Here is a 17,131-nt window from a genome sequence, read left to right on the forward strand (position 1 = left end):
CTATGGCATTGGCTCCGTTTATTCATCTTCGCAATCATTCCGCATACTCGCTTAGCCAAGGAGCTATCCGAGTTCCAAAAATGGTAGAATGGGCAAAAAAGATGAATATGCCAGCCATTGCGATTACGGATACAGGAAATTTATTTGGTGCTTTGGAGTTCTCTAAAGCTTGTGTAGAAGCTGGAATACAACCGATTATTGGCTCTCAGATTGGAATACCAGCAATTGGGGAAAACACGGAATATGCTCGTAGTTGGCCTATTGTATTACTTGCACAAAATGAAACAGGATTACTTAATCTACAATATTTGTCTTCTGAAGGGTTTTTAAAAGGGGATCCTTCTGATCCTGCGGTGGCAGTTGAAACTATTTGTGACTATTCAGAAGGCCTGATTTTACTGAGTGGTGGAACCAGAGGACCTATCTTTAAATTGCTCTCTGAAGGGCAAGAAAAGCATGCAACGGATTTATTAGAACAATTAGCAAAATCCTTTCCTGATCGTTTGATGATAGAGCTTAATCGTCATGGATTACCAGAAGAGAAATCAATTGAACCAGGAGTTATTGGGCTAGCAGATCGTTTTGGATTGCCGTTGGTTGCAACGAATGAATGCTTTTTTCCTGCACCAGAACTCTATGAAGCACATGATGCATTAATCTGTATTGCTCAAGGCTGTACAGTGGATATGCAAGATCGCTGGAAAGTAACCACTGAACATTGGTTTAAACCGCCAGAGGTCATGTGTGAACTTTTTGCTGATTTACCAGAAGCGTGTTCAAATACATTGGAAATTGCCAAACGTTGTGCGGTTAAAATTGAAACACGCAAACCGATGCTTCCTCAAAGTCGTAAGATTCAAGATGGAATGACAGCGGATGAAACTTTGCAACAGATGGCTGAGGCAGGGTTGGAAGAACGCTTTAAAGCTATTCCTGATTTAACGGATGAGGGTAAAAAGGAATATCAAGAGCGTTTAGCATATGAAATCTCTGTTATTCAAAAAATGGGATTTCCAGGGTATTTCTTGATCGTTGCTGATTTTATTCAATGGGCCAAAGAAAATGATATCCCTGTAGGGCCAGGTCGTGGATCTGGTGCAGGATCATTGGTAGCTTGGGCCTTAACGATTACAGATCTCGATCCGTTAAGATTTCAGTTGCTCTTTGAGCGTTTCTTAAATCCAGAACGTGTTTCTATGCCTGACTTTGATATTGATTTTTGTCAGGATCGTCGGGATGAAGTCATTGAATATGTTCGTCATGCGTATGGGTTAAATCAAGTCGCACAAATTATCACTTTTGGTAAATTACAAGCCAGAGCTGCGGTAAGAGATGTAGGACGTGTGCTTGGCTTGCCGTTTGGGATGGTGAATAAAGTTGCAGAGCTTATTCCAAATAATCCTGCAAAACCAATGACGTTGGGGCAAGCGATTGACTCTGAACCACGCTTACAAGAAATGCGTGATAGTGATGAGAATATCAAGCGGTTAATGGATGTTGCTTTACAACTAGAGGGATTATATCGGCATGCAGGAACGCATGCTGCTGGGGTAGTGATTGGGGATCGTCCTTTGGTAGAGTTAGTGCCACTCTATCGAGACCCGCGTAGTGATATGTTAGTTACTCAATATAACATGAAGTTCGTTGAGCAAGTTGGTTTGGTTAAGTTTGACTTTTTGGGATTAACAACCTTAACAATTTTACAACGTGCAGTAAATATGTTGGAGAAGTTAGGGCAACATATTGATCTTGCGTCTATTCCTTTGGATGACAAACAGACTTATGAAATGTTGAGTCGTGGAGAGTCTGGTGGGGTGTTCCAGTTCGAAGGCGCTGGCATGCGAGACGTATTGCGTCAAATGCAACCTTCTAGAATTGAAGATCTTATTGCTGCGGTGGCGTTATACCGTCCAGGGCCGATGGCGAATATTCCTGATTATTGTCGTAGGAAGCATGGTGAAGCATGGGAGCCTCCGCATGAATCTATTCGAGATATTCTTGAAGAAACTTATGGGATTATGGTTTATCAAGAGCAAGTGATGCAGATTGCTCAAAAAATGGCGAAATATAGCCTTGGCGCAGCGGATTTACTCCGTCGTGCAATGGGTAAAAAAATTCGTGCAGAAATGGATCAACAGCGTGAAATTTTTACCAAAGGGGCGATTGCAAACGGAGTTGATGAAAAGAAAGCGATTGAAGTTTTTGATCTGATGGCACGTTTTGCCGATTATGGGTTTAATAAATCCCATGCTGCGGCTTATGCATTGGTTTCTTATCAAACAGCATGGATGAAGGCAAATCATCCAGTCGCTTTTTTTGCAGCCTGTATGTCTTTGGCAATCGAAAAAACGGATAAATTAGCTATTTTACGGCAAGAAGCAAAACGGATACAAATTCCTGTTTTGCCTCCTGATATTAATAAATCAGGAGCGGATTTTGAAATCGAAAAACAACCCGATGGAACATATGCTATTCGATATGCGTTGGCTGCAATTAAACGAGCAGGTTTTGCTGCGATGCAGGCCATTAAAGAGGCAAGGGGAGATCAATCCTTTAAAGATTTAGTTGATTTTGCAGAGCGGATTGACTGCCAAAATTTAAACAAAGGTCAGTTGGAAAACCTTGCTAAGGCTGGTGCTTTTGATTCAATGGAACCTAATCGTCATAAAGTATTTGCTGCTGCTGAAGTCATTTTACGTCGTGCCCATGCGCGCAAGGACGAAAAAGCCAGTGGTCAGATTGGTTTATTTCAAATGGGAGATGTAAAAACAGTTGAGCCTTTAAAATTACCGACTGTATTTGAATGGCCAGAAATAGAGCGTCTAACAATGGAAGCTGAAGCGATTGGCTATCATATGACGGCGCATCCATTAGACTCTTTTAGAGTGCTGTTGCAAAAAATGGCAATTCAACCGATGACGAATTTAGAACAGTTGGCACGTTCTGGGAATACACGTATTCGACTAGCAGGTTGTATTTTAAATACGAAAGAACGTCCGACGAAAAAAGGAACAAAGATGGCTTGGGTAGGGCTGTCTGATAAAAGTGGTGCGTGCGAAGTAACGTTTTTCTCTGAAACGTTAAGTCGTTCTAGGGATTTGTTAACGACGGGACGAATGGTAATCGTCACGGTTGATTTGCGTATGGATGAAGAGAATTTGCGTATTACGGCTCAACATGTTGAAGATCTTGAAGATGCAATTACTGGGTTGGTAAAAGAAATTAAAATCTGGGTTAAAGATTTAGATGCCGTTCAACAAGTTTCAACAATCTTAGAAAACACGCAAAAAGGTAGAGGAAAAGTTATTTTAGTTCCTCAATGCACGAACCAACAAGAGGTTGAGGTGATATTACCTGAATTATATAATGTTTCCCCTATTTTAGCTCAACATATCAAAGTCATTCAAGGAGTTGAGAAGGTAGAGCAATATTAATTGAAGTTATTTCTATTGTAGAAAGATACAGATATATTAATGTCTTTGTATTAACGAATAATTAATATTCTATATGAAAAAATTTTAAAGGAAGAAATAGTCAATCAGAATTTTGGTATTTTTTAATAATTGACTTTTTGATTTCTTCAACTTTAGATTTACTATCTCAAGATATCATAAAGTTTTTTGCTAGCTTGTGATAGATGGAATATCATTAGTATATAATTTATTTGTATTAATTACAGATGAAATTTTAATAGTGTCTAGTCAATAAAAAGAAATAAATAAATTCGTTTTTTTCTTTGTCTCTTTTTTATAATATCAAAGAAATAGATCACGTTAGTCTAGAAGAAGTAAAAAAGATTTTGACAGTAGAAAAAATTACTTTAATTTCCTTTCATACCGATGCAGAGATGGTCATTTTTAATGTGGCTTATAGTTAAGCTATACAATAGAGACATAAATGAGTAAAAAAACAATCAATATAATCTATATATTTCTAACATTAATGGCATGTAGCTGTATTCTTGTTTTTTTCTTTACATGGAATTCTGTCTCTACGGTTGAAAATCAGTTGTCAGGTGCACTGTTAGATCATTTTCATGTTGATGTCTGCGAGATCAATAAACATAAGGTCTATCTTTCAGGATGGGCTTTTATTCCTACCCAAGATCATAGTATTACAAGAGTATATGCTGAAATCCAAAATGGAGATTTATTACCTCTGGCCAGTAATAGTGTTTTGAGGGAGGATATTAGTAAAGTATTTGGTGGAGGGAATAAATATTGGTATGCAGGTTTCCAAGCTTCTAAAAAATTAATTTATAAAGAAACATTCACCAATAAAATATTTATTGTTACTCAAGATGAAAATAATAAATCCTATGTTGCACAATATGTCTGTAAATAAATATTGTAAATTCTTTATGTTTTTTACAATAATGCTTTTGTTATTTTTGCTTTCTTTAAGTGTACATCTTGATTTGGTAACTGATGATCATTATTTCTCAACAATTACACAAAATGTGAATATTATTGATCAATTAATATCACGATATCAAGTATGGACAGGGCGTATTCCTTTAGAAGCGATTATGCTTTATACGATTAACTATTCCTTTTTTTGGAAAATAGCAGTCCCTGCCTGTCTATTATTATTATTATCTACTTCTATTAGTCGGTTAGTCTGCAAAAAAGTAACATTACTTTATACATTTATGGCATTACTATTATTGTTTATTATCCCATCTATGATTAATACAAATGCTGCATGGTGGGTTACAGGGTTCTATATTTATTTATTGCCTGTATCATTAGCCACGTATGCCCTTTCTTTTTTATTGGCGGATCAACAGCATAAAATTGAATTTTTTTTGGTTTGTTTAACAACTTGTATTTTTGCTTATACTGAACAAGTCGGAATATATTTTTTATTCATAGCTTTCATTATTTTTTGTATTTATAAAAGAGCACGAAGTTATAAAAATTTTTGTGTTTATATTTTAACTTGTATTAATTTTTTGATTTTAATAACGGCACCGGGAAATTATATTCGTTTTTCTCAAGAGATATGGAGATGTTTTCCTGATTATAGTTATTATTCTTTTATACAAAAATTATGTTTTGGTTTTGATAAACTTCACCAAATTTTTGTATTTTATTGGAATATTCCTTTAGTGGCATTTATCTGTATTTTAGTCGTTTTATATGCTTTGTATGGGGTTAAATCTTTGGCTAGCCATATAAGTATAGGAACTGTAATCGGATATGTCAGTTTTTCTTTGTTACAATGGAATGGGCGTAGTTTTCCACAATTTGGTAATAATTTTTTAAATACAAATTTATTAAATGCTGAAAAATGGGTTTCAGCTTCAATGTATGTCTCATATTTTTTTGTGATGATGGTTGTTATTTCTTTAATTATTTTAATGATTTCAACATTAAAAAATAACTTAGTATTATTAATGGTTTTAAGTCTTTTTTTATTAGGTATTTTTGATACGCTTTTAATTGGTTTTTCACCAACGATCTATGTATCTAATTTCAGAGTAGATTATGTATTTGAAGTTTGTTGTATCATTAATTTTCTATTGTTAATGCATTATTTATTTCAAATAAACCAGCAAAATCAATAGGAAGTTTTATTATCTTCTCTGTATATTTGTGTTTGATTTTAGTAAAATAAAGAAAGATTACGGATATTTAGATTTAGCATAAGGATAAAAGTTGTATCTTGCCTAACATTTTTACAAATCAGTATGTTAAAATTGCAATGTTATGCTCTATTGCTATTATTTTGTTGCTTATATCATTATATTTGAAACTAAATTTAGCCAATGCTGACGATCACTTTTTTTTCACGGCTACTCAGCAATCAACGGTTATAAATTTTCTTGAATATAGATATGAAAACTGGACGGGAAGGATACCTATAGAAGCGATCACTATATTGACTATTCAATATAGTTTTGTTTGGAAATTTATAGCACCATTCTGTTTGTTACTAATAGCTATTTCCATAAGTAGAATAGTTTGTAATAAAATAATATTATTTTATGTTTTTTTGTCTTTATTATTAATGTTAGCGATGCCATATGCTGTTGGAATCAATACGGTATTATGGCTAACAGGGGTTTATTTTTATATATTACCTTTGTCTTTATGTTTTTATACAATGTCTGTATTTGTGGCGAAGAGACAAAGAAAAATAGAGATAGTATTATCTTTTATCTTTACTTTTTATTTTTCATATATGGAGCAAATCGCTATATTTTTTATATTTATTTGTGCTGTATGGTTGTTTTTACAAAAAGATCTTTGGACTAAAATTAATATTCCTCTTCTTGTTTCTAGTATTATTAATTTTATTGTTTCTGTTACAGCACCTGGTAATTATAGCAGATATCGTGCAGAGACTTGGAGTTGGTTTCCAGATTATACATATTATTCTATGATACAAAAATTTAGTTTTGGTTTTGATAAATTCCATCAGTTATTAATATTACATTGGAATGTGACTTTTATTTTCCTACTTATTTTAATGATATATTTATATTTTATGCAAGGAACTCGGTCTATTGCTGGGCATCTTAGCACATTTATAGGAATGATATTTATTGTATTTTCTATTCTGTATAGTTGTCGTGGTAAGATTGATTTATTAGGTAGATTTTTTTTCAATAGACATGTTCTAGATGCTGATAAATGGAGCTCTTTATCAACATATTTATCTTATTTGTTTGTGATGTTATTAGGAATATCAGTTTGTATTTTAATGTTATCTTCTATTAAGAACAAACATTGCTTGTGGATAGTGATGTCTCTCTTTTTTATTGGAATTATGGATACACTGATTATGGGGTTTTCACCAACAGTATATGCCTCAGGTTTGAGAGTAGACTTTATTTTTGAAGTTTGTTGTGTAGTTATTTGTATATTCGTGATTGATGATTTATTTTTATGCAAAAGCAATGTGATGAATATACAAAAACTACAGTAAAATAATTAGTGATCTTTTATAATTGTTTTAACCATTCTTTGTGGTTAATCACATGAGAGAAAAGAGTTAAATCTTTTTCTAAAGCCATATTATGTTCTTCCATACTGAGAGTAGCACAACAGTCGTTGAGTGTTGTGACGTCATAGCCTTTTTCATAAGCAGTGCGAACCGTTGATTCAACACAACAATTTGTTAAGAAACCACAAATTGCAACAGAGCGAATGTCAAGTTGGCGCAAAATAAAGTCAAGATTAGTGCTATAAAAAGCGTCTAAACCTCGTTTACCTTCAAGGATAATTTCATTAGGGAGAGGCTTAACATCCTTAACAATTTCAGATCCCCAGTTACCTTGACGAAATGCTTTGGTTACAACAACGTTTTGTAATACGCCATAAGTCGACTTTCTGATTTCTCGATAATCTTCTGAAAAACTGATGGGAGAGTAAATAATTGTAACCCCTTTTTCACGGGCGGCTTGTAATGCAGCTTTACTGTTGGCCAACATATTGGTTTGTTGCATACATTCCTTAACACCTTCGTGTAAAGCACCATTTTCAGAGGTGAAATCATGTTGGTATTCAATTAAAATCAACGCAGTTTGAGAAGCGGTCATTTTGAAATGCCTTTTGAATTTATAAAAGAGTGATTTACATTCTATTTTTACAATGTGTAATATATGAGTCATAGTAAGTGACTTTAATTTAAGTTCAAACCTTTATTTCACAAGATTGATAGAAGAAAAGTTAATATTAAAATGAGTAATACACCAGTAAAACGCCTGACTGTTCCCAATATTGTGGCAAAAAAAGGTAAAGAGCCAATTGTTTCTTTAACGGCTTATACGACCCCTGTGGCTCAATTAATGGATGATCATGTTGATCTTATTTTGGTTGGTGATTCATTAGGGATGGTGATTTATGGGTTGGATACAACCTTGTCTGTAACAACAGAAATGATGATTGCACATGGACAAGCGGTAATGCGTGGCACGAAAAGAGCATGTGTTATGGTTGATTTACCTTTTGGTTCTTATCAAGAAAGTCCTGAGCAAGCCTTTCGCACGGCTTCTCGTGTTTTACAAGAAACAGGGGCCGCAGCGGTAAAGCTAGAGGGTGGTGAGGAAATGGCTGAAACTGTGGAGTTCTTGACCAAAAGAAATATTCCAGTTTGTGGTCATGTTGGATTGATGCCTCAGGCTGTGCAAATGATGGGTGGTTTTAAAGTCGCAGGTAAGAATGATGCTGGCGTGCAAAAAGTCATTCGTGATAGTCACGCTATTGCCAATGCAGGCGCGTTTGCTGTGGTACTAGAAGGGGTTGTTGAACCTGTCGCAGAAGCGATTACACAACAGCTTTCTATTCCTACTATTGGAATTGGTGCGTCACCAGCTTGTGATGGTCAAGTATTGGTTTGTGATGATATTTTTGGGGTATTTCAAGGGTTTAAACCTAAATTCGTCAAACGTTATGCTCAAGTAGGGCAGACAATGCAAGAAGCAGTGCAACAATATGCAGATGAAGTGCGTAAAAGAGCGTTTCCAAGTATGGAATATTGTTTTCATAATAAAAAATAATAACGGTTAATATACGTTGTAATAATGTATTTAATCGAGAGATTTTGAATGGATTATTACAATTTTTGTGTTGTGTGAGTAAAGATTTAATCGATACCATTGTTATATTCATAGTTTAACAAGGTATTTTGATGAATATTTCAATAGTATATCCATTTATATATTTAGTTTTAGGAATATTCATTTCTAAATCTGGACTGGATGATAAACATAATATTAAGGGCTATGTTTCAGCCTTATTAATGCGATTATTTATTCCAGCAGTTATTATTTATAATATCGCTTATCATGAACCCGGTGTTTTCATGATTATGATTGCTACGGCTTTGATCATGTTTGTCATGTTATATATTGGCTTGAAAATATATAAAGATTCCGTCGTAGCACTTTGTTATTCGTTTATTAATATTGGTTGGTTTGGATTACCCATTACGATGGCTTTATATGGCGATCATGGAGCAATGGCGATCATTCCTGCTTATGTAGCCACGTCTATTTTAGGGAATGCTGTGGGTGCTGGTGTATTGCATCATGAAAAAGGAATTTGGATAAAAATTCGTAAAATTATCGTTTCTTTTCCATTTATTGCATTTGTTATTGGCTTAGCTTGCTCTCCTTTTGTAGGGAGTATTCAATATCTTTTTGAAACACCCTATCATTATGCAAAATTAGGAACGAGCTTTTTTGGAATGTTAATTTTAGGAATATGGATTGGCAAAACTAAATTATCAGAATATAAATTTAAACAAGGGATTTTATTAACACTTAATCGTATTATTGTATTTTCTTTGTTAATGAGTTTTCTGATTGCTCTAGGTTTCTTCTTAAAGGTGCATTTGATTACGAGTAATATCAAAGTTTTATATTTAATTGGTTTGTTACCACCTGCTGCCAATATTATTGTATTAGAAACTTATCATTTAGAAAGAGGACATTCTGCACCCATTATCGCCACAGGGACGCTGATTAGTATCGTATTGGTTTTAGTTTATGCGATGGCTGTTTTGTATGTTTGAAGATTATCAGATAATTACTAAATAATTGTGAGTTATAAGGCTAAATCATAACTATTTATATATTTGACGCCTAGTTCTAGTAATTCTTCTTTACGCTTTTTAGCATCATCTTCATTAACAGGCTTGGTTGCATCTTGAATGATATAAGTTTTAAAATTATTGTCAAAAGCATCTTTAGCAGAAGAGACAACACAAATATCCTCTGCTAGTCCTGTAAAGAAAATTCGTTGAATTTCTAGCTTTTTTAACCAGTCAATTAATCCTGTAGAGGTTTTTTTATCGTTTTCGAAAAAAGCAGAGTAGCTGTCGATGTTTTCGTTGCTACCCTTACGAAACACTTGTGAGAAATACTGCTGTTGTAACTTAGAAGATAACTCTGCACCCCATGTATTTTTTACAGCATGTGTTGGCCATAAAATTTGTGGACCATAAGGTACAGTAATTTCATCATAAGGTTTTGCATTTGAATGATTCTCAGCAAAAGAGATATGATTTTCAGGGTGCCAATCCTGAGTAGCAAAGGAACGTGCAAAGCGGTGGGATAAAAGGTGATTAATCACAGGGATAATTTGATCCCCACCTTTAACGCCTAATGCCCCACCAGGTAAAAAGTCATTTTGCACATCAATTACAGCCAAAATATCGGTTCGTGGATTAATGCGCAAAATCATTTGATCTTCCTTATTTACCGGTTAACGCGGTTGCAATACGACGAGCGAATAATGTTGGATCAATTGGCATTTCACCGTCTTGAACACGAGCAAGATCAAGAAGAATAGCGGCTTCTTCATTAATATCTTTGCCATCTTTTGCTTTTAATACCAAAGATTTAATCCAAGGATGATTTGGATTTAACTCTAATACAGGGGTTGCTGTTGGCATGGTTTTATCATTACGACGCATTAAGCGTTGCATTTGTAAATCTGGCCCACCAGCAGAAGCAGCAAGAATAACAGGGCTATCAACAAGACGTTGTGTCGTGCGAACTTCGCTAACTTTGTCTTTTAAAATTTCTTGCAAAGATTTTAATAAACCTTCTTCTTCTTCACTATTAACGTGCTCGACATCGCCCATTAATTTTTCAAGATCTTCTTTGGCTTGGGTAATACTGCGTAAAGGTTTATCTGCATATTTACCAACACGATCAGGCCAGAATGCATCAACAGCATCGGTAAAGAGTAATACTTCAATACCTTGAGCTTTAAATCCTTCCAATTGAGGAGAAGAAGCAAGAATATCTTTTGAATCACCTGCAAGATAATAAATTGCTTCTTGATCTTCTTTCATCCGAGAAACATAGTCAGGGAGGGTAGTAAAACCTTCTTGTGTAGAAGAGTAAAATCTTGAAAGTTTTAAAATGCTTTCCGCATGTTCGCCATTTTCCCAAAGACCTTCTTTGAAGATTGCTCCAAAAAGATCCCAGAATTTTTCATATTTTTCTGTATCTTCAGATAACTTATTAAGTTCTGACATTACACGATTGGTTAATGCTTTGCGAATACGTGCTAATACAGGGGTATTTTGCAACATTTCACGAGAAACGTTCAATGGCAAATCTTCTGTATCTACGATCCCTTGGATAAAGCGTAACCAAGCAGGAAGCATTTCAGCTTCGTCAGTAATAAACATACGACGAACATGTAAACGCACTTTACTTTTTCTTTCTTGATCCACTGGTGCAAAAGGAGAGATCATGCCTGGGATAAAGAGCAAAGAAGTAAATTCAAAAACCCCTTCGGCATGCCATAATAATGTCGCTAATGGTTTATCGAATAAGTGGGTAATGTGACGATAAAAATCCTCTAATTGTTCATCAGTGATTTCACTGCGAGGTTTACGCCATAAAGCAGTGCCTTCATTAGCACTTCTTTCTTCTTCGCCTTGTTTAATCATAATGGGCCATGCAATATGGTCTGCCCATTTGCGAATGATATTTTCTAGACGCATGCTTTCTAAATATTCATCAGCATCGCTTTTGATGTGAAGGATAATATCTGTGCCAGCGGTTTCACGTGTTTTTTGGGCTAAGGTATATTGACCTTTTCCTTCAGAAGTCCAGCTCCATGCTTCGTCAGAACCTGCACGGCGAGAAATAACTTCAACCTTGTCTGCCACCATAAATGCAGAATAAAAACCAACGCCAAATTGACCAATTAAATTAGGACGATCTTCTGGTTTTGAGTCTTTTAATTCTTTTTCAAAAGCACGTGTTCCAGAACGAGCAATCGTTCCTAAGTTCTGGATCATTTCTTCTTTGTTCATCCCAACGCCATCATCGCTGATGGTTAAAAGATGAGCTTCTTTATCAACGCTTAAGCGGATTTGTGGCGTTGCAGGAAGTGCACAAGCTTCATTGGTTAATGCTTCAAAGCGTCTTCTGTCCATTGCATCAGCAGAGTTCGCAATAAGCTCACGTAAGAAAATTTCTCTTTCTGAATAAAGGGCGTGAACCACTAAATCCATTAGGCGTTCAACTTCAGCACTAAATTGATGTTGTTCTTCTTTAGGTGTTGATGTTTCTGTACTCATAAAAAACGATATCCTTAATTATTTGAATAAATTTATTAAAATTTCATGTATTATAATACAATAAATAGGCACTAAAAATAAAGAGGTAAACGCATGGCAAAGATTTTGACAAATCGCTCTGATATTCTTGATGCGTTATCAAAAGTGAAAACGATTGCATTGATAGGTGCGTCAAATAAGCCTAATCGCCCTAGTTATGGGGTAATGAAACATCTCTTAGATTGTCGTTTTACAGTTATTCCTGTTAATCCAGTTTTGGCTGGACAAACAATTTTAGATCAAAAAGTTTTTGCGACTTTGTCTGATATTGATGTGACGATTGATATGATTGATATTTTTCGTAATGCAGAGGCTGTACCAGCGATTGTTGAAGAGGCTTTAATATTACAAGCTTTACCCAAATTAATTTGGATGCAGTTAAAGATTATTCACGAAGAAGCTGCACAACAGGCTGTTAATGCAGGTATTGATGTGGTGATGGATCGTTGTCCAGTGATTGAGTTAGGATTGCATGGATAATGCACGAAAACGGGAGTAGGTGTTTATATTTATTTATTAGAAAATAAATTTATTTAAAGTTTTTTGACTAAGAAATAATTTTGATTATTATGTCTTCTCCCTTTTATATATTCACAACTGAATAGTTTATTTGCAACAAGGCTCAATATGGTTTTTTTAGTAATTACAATGTCTTTAATCGCTATAATCGCTATTGTGCCAGCAGTTATTATATTCTTTGTTGTTGGAACAAGGTTCAGACACTCTGATATTTTTCTTTCTATTTTGTTTTTGATAGTTTGTATCTATTTTGGATCTTCAAACGATTTCACTGTTTTCTCGTTTGGTCCTTTTATTTTTCTCTGCCTATTTTTTGCGTCTTCTGCTGTTGTTTTTGATAAATTTAAGGAAAACAAATCCGTTCGGAGTTTGTTAATATCAATATTGTTCATCATATTTGCTCCAATAGCGGGTTATATTTCACATAAACTTTATCCATATTCGAAGTTTTATCAATGGGCTTTGTTTCATCCATCGGAGTTTTTAGAAGCAAAAAGAGAAGATGGATTTTTAAAGGAAATTGATGCATGGGGGGTTACAGGTATAAGTTCATCGTTGATGCTGGCATCCAGTCAGAATTATGACCTCACTGTACCAGGCGATTTTAAACTATGGAAACTGAAGAATAAAATCACTTGTGATGTATATGATGTATATAAAGTATATCCTAAACTCTATACAATATTTCCATATGCTGAAATAAAATGTTATAAAGAAACAGATGCTCATCAATGATGTGATTTTTTATTAAAATATTAACTTGTTGATTTTAAAATATTAGAGCTTTGTAAGCAAACCCATTGGATATACTCGATTAATATAGATTGTAATTTTGAAAAACCTTCATGTTGCTCAAAATTATCTTCGTTTATATAAAGGCTTTTATTTATCTCGATTTGCATGACATGAATATTGTGACGAGGGTTTCCATAATGTCGTGTGATATATCCACCTGCATAAGGGATGTTTTTGCTGACCTTTAAGCCTTTTTCGGCAAAGAATTTCTGACTATTATTGATCAAAAAAGGAGAGCAGGTCTGTGAAAACCCATCTCCTAAAACAATGTCTGTATAATAGGGACTACGTTTTGGCATAGAAGGCATAGAGTGAATGTCTAATAGAATACACCCTCCATATTGCTCATAGTTTGTTTGGATAAATGATTCTATTTGTTGGTGATAGGAAAACCAATAAGTTTCAATACGTTGTTTTATCTGAGAAAAAGATAAGTAATATTTATGGATTTGTTTTCCACTACTACTGATTTTATGAATGGTTCCCATACCTCTTTTGACTTGAGGGCTCTTTGTATTACACCAGTCAGGTAATGGTTCTTTGAAAATATCAGGATCGAGCTCCCATGCTTCTCGGTTAAGATCACAGAAAATCCGAGGAAGGCAAGCTTGTAAAAAAGTAACGCCGTGATATGGGCTTTGTTCTAATAATTGATGAACGTAACTATCTTCGCTTTTTCGTAATTCATCTAATGAGAGCCTGCATGAGGAAAGGAGTTGATGGTCATATTGCATTCCTGAATGTGGAGAACTGATTAAAATAGGGTAGGAAAAAGTGCTTTGTGGTGCTTTAATGACAAAAGGTGAGGAAAATGAATGGGTTATTAAATCAAAAAGTGACATTGTGGCGTTCATATCAAATAAATAAGTAAAATAATCTTATAAAATATTTCATTTTTTTCACTTTGGCTACTTGCACTTTTGACAGAACATCGCTATTAAACATTTATTAGCTAAGATGGGTGTATAGCTCAGCGGGAGAGCACTACCTTGACATGGTAGGGGTCACAGGTTCAATCCCTGTTACACCCACCATCGAAGCTTAAAAATCCCCTTATATTATTTAAACATCATACTTTTCAATACGTTATCTTTGTCGATAAAACGGTGTTTTAATGCTGCTGCAATATGTCCAACGATCATAATGGCGACGATCCATGATAAATAAATATGGATTGGTGCAACGATATCTTCTAATTTTGGATTAGCTTGGATTAAATCAGGTAAATTAAATAGATATAAAACAGGGACGTGATGATTGGCGCTCCAACTGAACAAACATCCAGTGATTGGCATTGCGATTAAGACAACATATAAAAGAATATGTGCAATATGAGCTATTCTTTTCATGCTTTTGGACATCGTATCGGGTAATTCTGGCGCTGGGTGCGTATAACGCCAGAATAGGCGAATGCAGAATAGAAAAATGATGGTTGTTGCAATATTTTTATGCAATCCGATCAGTGTAGGTATGGATGGATCTGTATCTGATGCGATAAAGTGATTGGTATAGAATCCCACGTACCAAACAAAAATAAAAATTGCAGCCATCAGCCAATGTAAAATCTTGGCTGTCAGTGTATATGATGTTTGCATATGATTTAAATCTCAACAAAGGGGTGTAATCGTCATATAAAAATCAAAGACTTTATGATTTTGATCAAAAAGTCTATATTATTTTATCTTCGTAAACATCATACATAGATTACTGCAATGAAAATATTGAAATATGCCTTTTTAGTTAATTTTGTCTTGATATGTATCCCATATCACTCTTTTGCTGTTGATACTAATCAACCTAGTATTGCAGCAATCGAACAGCGTGCTGAGGCTGGTGATCTCAAGGCTCAATTAACTCTTGCTGGAATGTATTATACAGGAAATGGAGTGTCTCAAGACTACTCTCAGGCGCTAAAATGTTTCACAAAAGCTGCTGATCAAGGTTATGCAAATGCTCAATATAATTTAGGTGTAATGTATAGAGACGGTCAAGGAGTGTCTCAAGATTACTCTCAAGCGCTAAAATATTTCACTTTAGCTGCCAATCAAGGAAATGAGGCTGCTAAAATGAATATAAATTTAATAAAAACCTCAACATTATCTCGACCTGATTTATTTAATGAGAGTTCTAATAAATAATACGGCTTTGGTAAAAATATTTTTCAATGAGATAAAATAAAACTCTGAATAATGTGGAAGCGTAAAGTTCCTGATAATATAAATTCAACAAGAGAGAGAAAATACTGTATTCAATTTGTTTTCTCACATTTAATCTTATTCTGATTATTTCTTTCATACCGTTATTGTAAGGTTGTTCTGATATGCATGAAATTATTTGTCCAAGTTGTCATAAAGCGTTTAAGATTGATGAGGCTGGATATGCAGATATTTTAAAGCAAGTCCGTGATCGTGATTTCGACAACCAATTACATGAACGTCTAGAGCTAGCTCAACAAGAGAAAGAAAAAGCGATTGAGCTGGCATGTTCACAAGTGACAAATAAATTACAAAAAGACTTTGCTGATAAGGATGTAGAGATACAAAAACTCAAGGCTTCTCTTGAAACGGAACATAATCACAGAAAAATTGCAGTGATAGAGGCTGTAAGTATCGTAGAAAAAGAACGTGATGCGTTTAAAAATAGTCTTGAACAATTACAAAAGCAGCAACAAGCAGAGACTAAATTAGCCGAAGTTACGCTTTTAAATGAGGTCAAGAATGTCGTCACGGAGAAAGATAAAGAAATACAAGCTTTAAAAGCTCGGCTAGATGAGCATGAACGGGTTAAACAGTTTGAAGTCAAAGAAGCAATCAGTTCCGTTCAGAAGCAATGTGATGAATTAAAAAATAATTTAGAAAAAAGCGAAATAGAAAAAAAACTTTCTGAAAAGAATTTGGAAGATATTTTTAAAAGACAACTTGCTGATCGTGATGAGGTCATAGAGCGCTTACGAGATATGAAGACGCGTTTATCGACAAAGATGGTTGGGGAAACATTAGAGCAGCATTGTGAAATTGAGTTTAATCGTATTCGTGTTACAGCGTTTCCAAAAGCCTATTTTGAAAAAGATAATGATATTCGCACAGGCAGTAAAGGTGACTATATTTTTCGAGATGTGAATGATAGTGGCACTGAAATCATTTCTATCATGTTTGAAATGAAGAATGAAAATGATCAGACTGCGACGAAAAAAAAGAATGAGGATTTCTTTAAAGAGTTGGATAAAGATAGAAATGAGAAAAAATGTGAATATGCAATTTTAGTATCATTGTTAGAGCCTGAAAATGATTTTTATAATACAGGAATAGTCGATGTATCCTATCGTTATCCAAAAATGTATGTGATAAGACCTCAGTTTTTTATCCAAATCATTACACTTTTAAGAAATGCAGCATTAAAATCTCTTGAATACAAAACTGAATTAGCGCTGATGAAAGCGCAAAATATAGATATTACTAATTTTGAAAATGATCTTGATATATTTAAAAATGCTTTTGCAAAAAATTACAATCTTGCATCTAGTCGTTTTCAAACCGCTATTGAAGAGATAGATAAGTCAATTAATCACCTTACGAAAACAAAAGATGCTTTACTAGGAGCGGACAGAAATCTCCGTTTAGCCAATGATAAGGCTCAAGATGTAACAATTAAAAAACTAACACGTAATAATCCAACAATGAAAGAGAAATTTCTTGATTTAGAAAAAGATAGTTAAAGTAAATAAATT

General features: G+C 34.3%; 15 protein-coding genes and 1 tRNA gene. 11 read left to right on the forward strand and 5 right to left on the reverse strand.

All coding sequences use genetic code 11. The annotated features are described in order from the left end of the window. Nucleotides 1-2 precede the first annotated feature (2 nt). The 4 genes from dnaE to CIN_RS03515 all read left to right on the forward strand — a co-directional run bounded on the left by dnaE (nucleotide 3) and on the right by CIN_RS03515 (nucleotide 6,933). Complete coding sequence (gene dnaE / locus CIN_RS03500; RefSeq protein WP_040363741.1) at nucleotides 3-3,434, forward strand: DNA polymerase III subunit alpha; 3,432 nt, start codon at nucleotides 3-5, stop codon at nucleotides 3,432-3,434. Nucleotides 3,435-3,897: 463 nt separating this feature from the next. Beyond that, a complete protein-coding gene (locus tag CIN_RS03505) occupies nucleotides 3,898-4,344 on the forward strand; it encodes a hypothetical protein (protein ID WP_040363742.1) in 447 nt (148 codons plus the stop codon). 31 nt (nucleotides 4,345-4,375) lie between these two features. Then, nucleotides 4,376-5,569, forward strand: coding sequence for a hypothetical protein (locus CIN_RS03510; protein ID WP_139016923.1), 1,194 nt, complete (start codon nucleotides 4,376-4,378; stop codon nucleotides 5,567-5,569). 98 nt (nucleotides 5,570-5,667) lie between these two features. Next, nucleotides 5,668-6,933 (forward strand): hypothetical protein, encoded by a 1,266-nt coding sequence (locus CIN_RS03515; protein ID WP_040363743.1) that lies wholly within the window; start codon nucleotides 5,668-5,670, stop codon nucleotides 6,931-6,933. 16 nt (nucleotides 6,934-6,949) lie between these two features. On the opposite strand, the gene CIN_RS03520 is transcribed toward CIN_RS03515, so the two are convergent. Further along, nucleotides 6,950-7,546: a cysteine hydrolase family protein gene (locus CIN_RS03520; protein ID WP_008853681.1), complete on the reverse strand. Its 597-nt coding sequence runs from the start codon at nucleotides 7,544-7,546 to the stop codon at nucleotides 6,950-6,952. A 141-nt stretch (nucleotides 7,547-7,687) separates the two neighbouring features. Here CIN_RS03520 and panB point away from each other — a divergent pair, with 141 nt between their 5' ends. Both panB and CIN_RS03530 read left to right on the forward strand, forming a co-directional pair. Next, entirely contained in the window at nucleotides 7,688-8,506 is an 819-nt protein-coding gene (gene panB, locus CIN_RS03525) for a 3-methyl-2-oxobutanoate hydroxymethyltransferase (protein WP_008853682.1), read from the forward strand. Nucleotides 8,507-8,637: 131 nt separating this feature from the next. Then, a complete protein-coding gene (locus tag CIN_RS03530) occupies nucleotides 8,638-9,522 on the forward strand; it encodes an AEC family transporter (RefSeq protein ID WP_040363744.1) in 885 nt (294 codons plus the stop codon). Nucleotides 9,523-9,554: 32 nt separating this feature from the next. Here CIN_RS03530 and pncA read toward each other — a convergent pair whose 3' ends face one another. Then, the gene (gene pncA / locus CIN_RS03535; protein ID WP_008853684.1) at nucleotides 9,555-10,193 is read right to left on the reverse strand and encodes a bifunctional nicotinamidase/pyrazinamidase; all 639 of its coding nucleotides are present in this window, start codon (nucleotides 10,191-10,193) and stop codon (nucleotides 9,555-9,557) included. 10 nt (nucleotides 10,194-10,203) lie between these two features. Then, complete coding sequence (gene htpG / locus CIN_RS03540) at nucleotides 10,204-12,051, reverse strand: molecular chaperone HtpG (protein WP_008853685.1); 1,848 nt, start codon at nucleotides 12,049-12,051, stop codon at nucleotides 10,204-10,206. Between the two features lie 93 nt (nucleotides 12,052-12,144). Between htpG and CIN_RS03545 the strand changes: the two genes are divergently transcribed. Together CIN_RS03545 and CIN_RS03550 are read left to right on the forward strand one after the other, a co-directional pair. Beyond that, entirely contained in the window at nucleotides 12,145-12,570 is a 426-nt protein-coding gene (locus CIN_RS03545; RefSeq protein ID WP_008853686.1) for a CoA-binding protein, read from the forward strand. A 147-nt stretch (nucleotides 12,571-12,717) separates the two neighbouring features. Then, complete coding sequence (locus tag CIN_RS03550; protein WP_008853687.1) at nucleotides 12,718-13,344, forward strand: hypothetical protein; 627 nt, start codon at nucleotides 12,718-12,720, stop codon at nucleotides 13,342-13,344. A gap of 20 nt (nucleotides 13,345-13,364) precedes the next feature. Here CIN_RS03550 and CIN_RS03555 read toward each other — a convergent pair whose 3' ends face one another. After that, nucleotides 13,365-14,246, reverse strand: a complete 882-nt coding sequence (locus tag CIN_RS03555) for an N-formylglutamate amidohydrolase (protein ID WP_050798324.1) — start codon at nucleotides 14,244-14,246, stop codon at nucleotides 13,365-13,367. A 117-nt stretch (nucleotides 14,247-14,363) separates the two neighbouring features. Here CIN_RS03555 and CIN_RS03560 point away from each other — a divergent pair. Next, nucleotides 14,364-14,438: transfer RNA gene (locus CIN_RS03560), tRNA-Val, on the forward strand. Between the two features lie 24 nt (nucleotides 14,439-14,462). Here the strand turns inward: CIN_RS03560 and CIN_RS03565 are convergent. After that, nucleotides 14,463-14,999, reverse strand: a complete 537-nt coding sequence (locus tag CIN_RS03565; RefSeq protein WP_008853689.1) for a cytochrome b — start codon at nucleotides 14,997-14,999, stop codon at nucleotides 14,463-14,465. Nucleotides 15,000-15,116: 117 nt separating this feature from the next. Here CIN_RS03565 and CIN_RS03570 point away from each other — a divergent pair, with 117 nt between their 5' ends. Both CIN_RS03570 and CIN_RS03575 read left to right on the forward strand, forming a co-directional pair. Further along, nucleotides 15,117-15,542 (forward strand): tetratricopeptide repeat protein, encoded by a 426-nt coding sequence (locus CIN_RS03570; protein ID WP_050798325.1) that lies wholly within the window; start codon nucleotides 15,117-15,119, stop codon nucleotides 15,540-15,542. A gap of 182 nt (nucleotides 15,543-15,724) precedes the next feature. After that, nucleotides 15,725-17,119, forward strand: a complete 1,395-nt coding sequence (locus tag CIN_RS03575; RefSeq protein WP_008853691.1) for a DUF2130 domain-containing protein — start codon at nucleotides 15,725-15,727, stop codon at nucleotides 17,117-17,119. Nucleotides 17,120-17,131 lie beyond the last annotated feature (12 nt).

Source organism: Commensalibacter intestini A911 (assembly GCF_000231445.1).
Taxonomy (GTDB): Bacteria; Pseudomonadota; Alphaproteobacteria; order Acetobacterales; family Acetobacteraceae; genus Commensalibacter; species Commensalibacter intestini.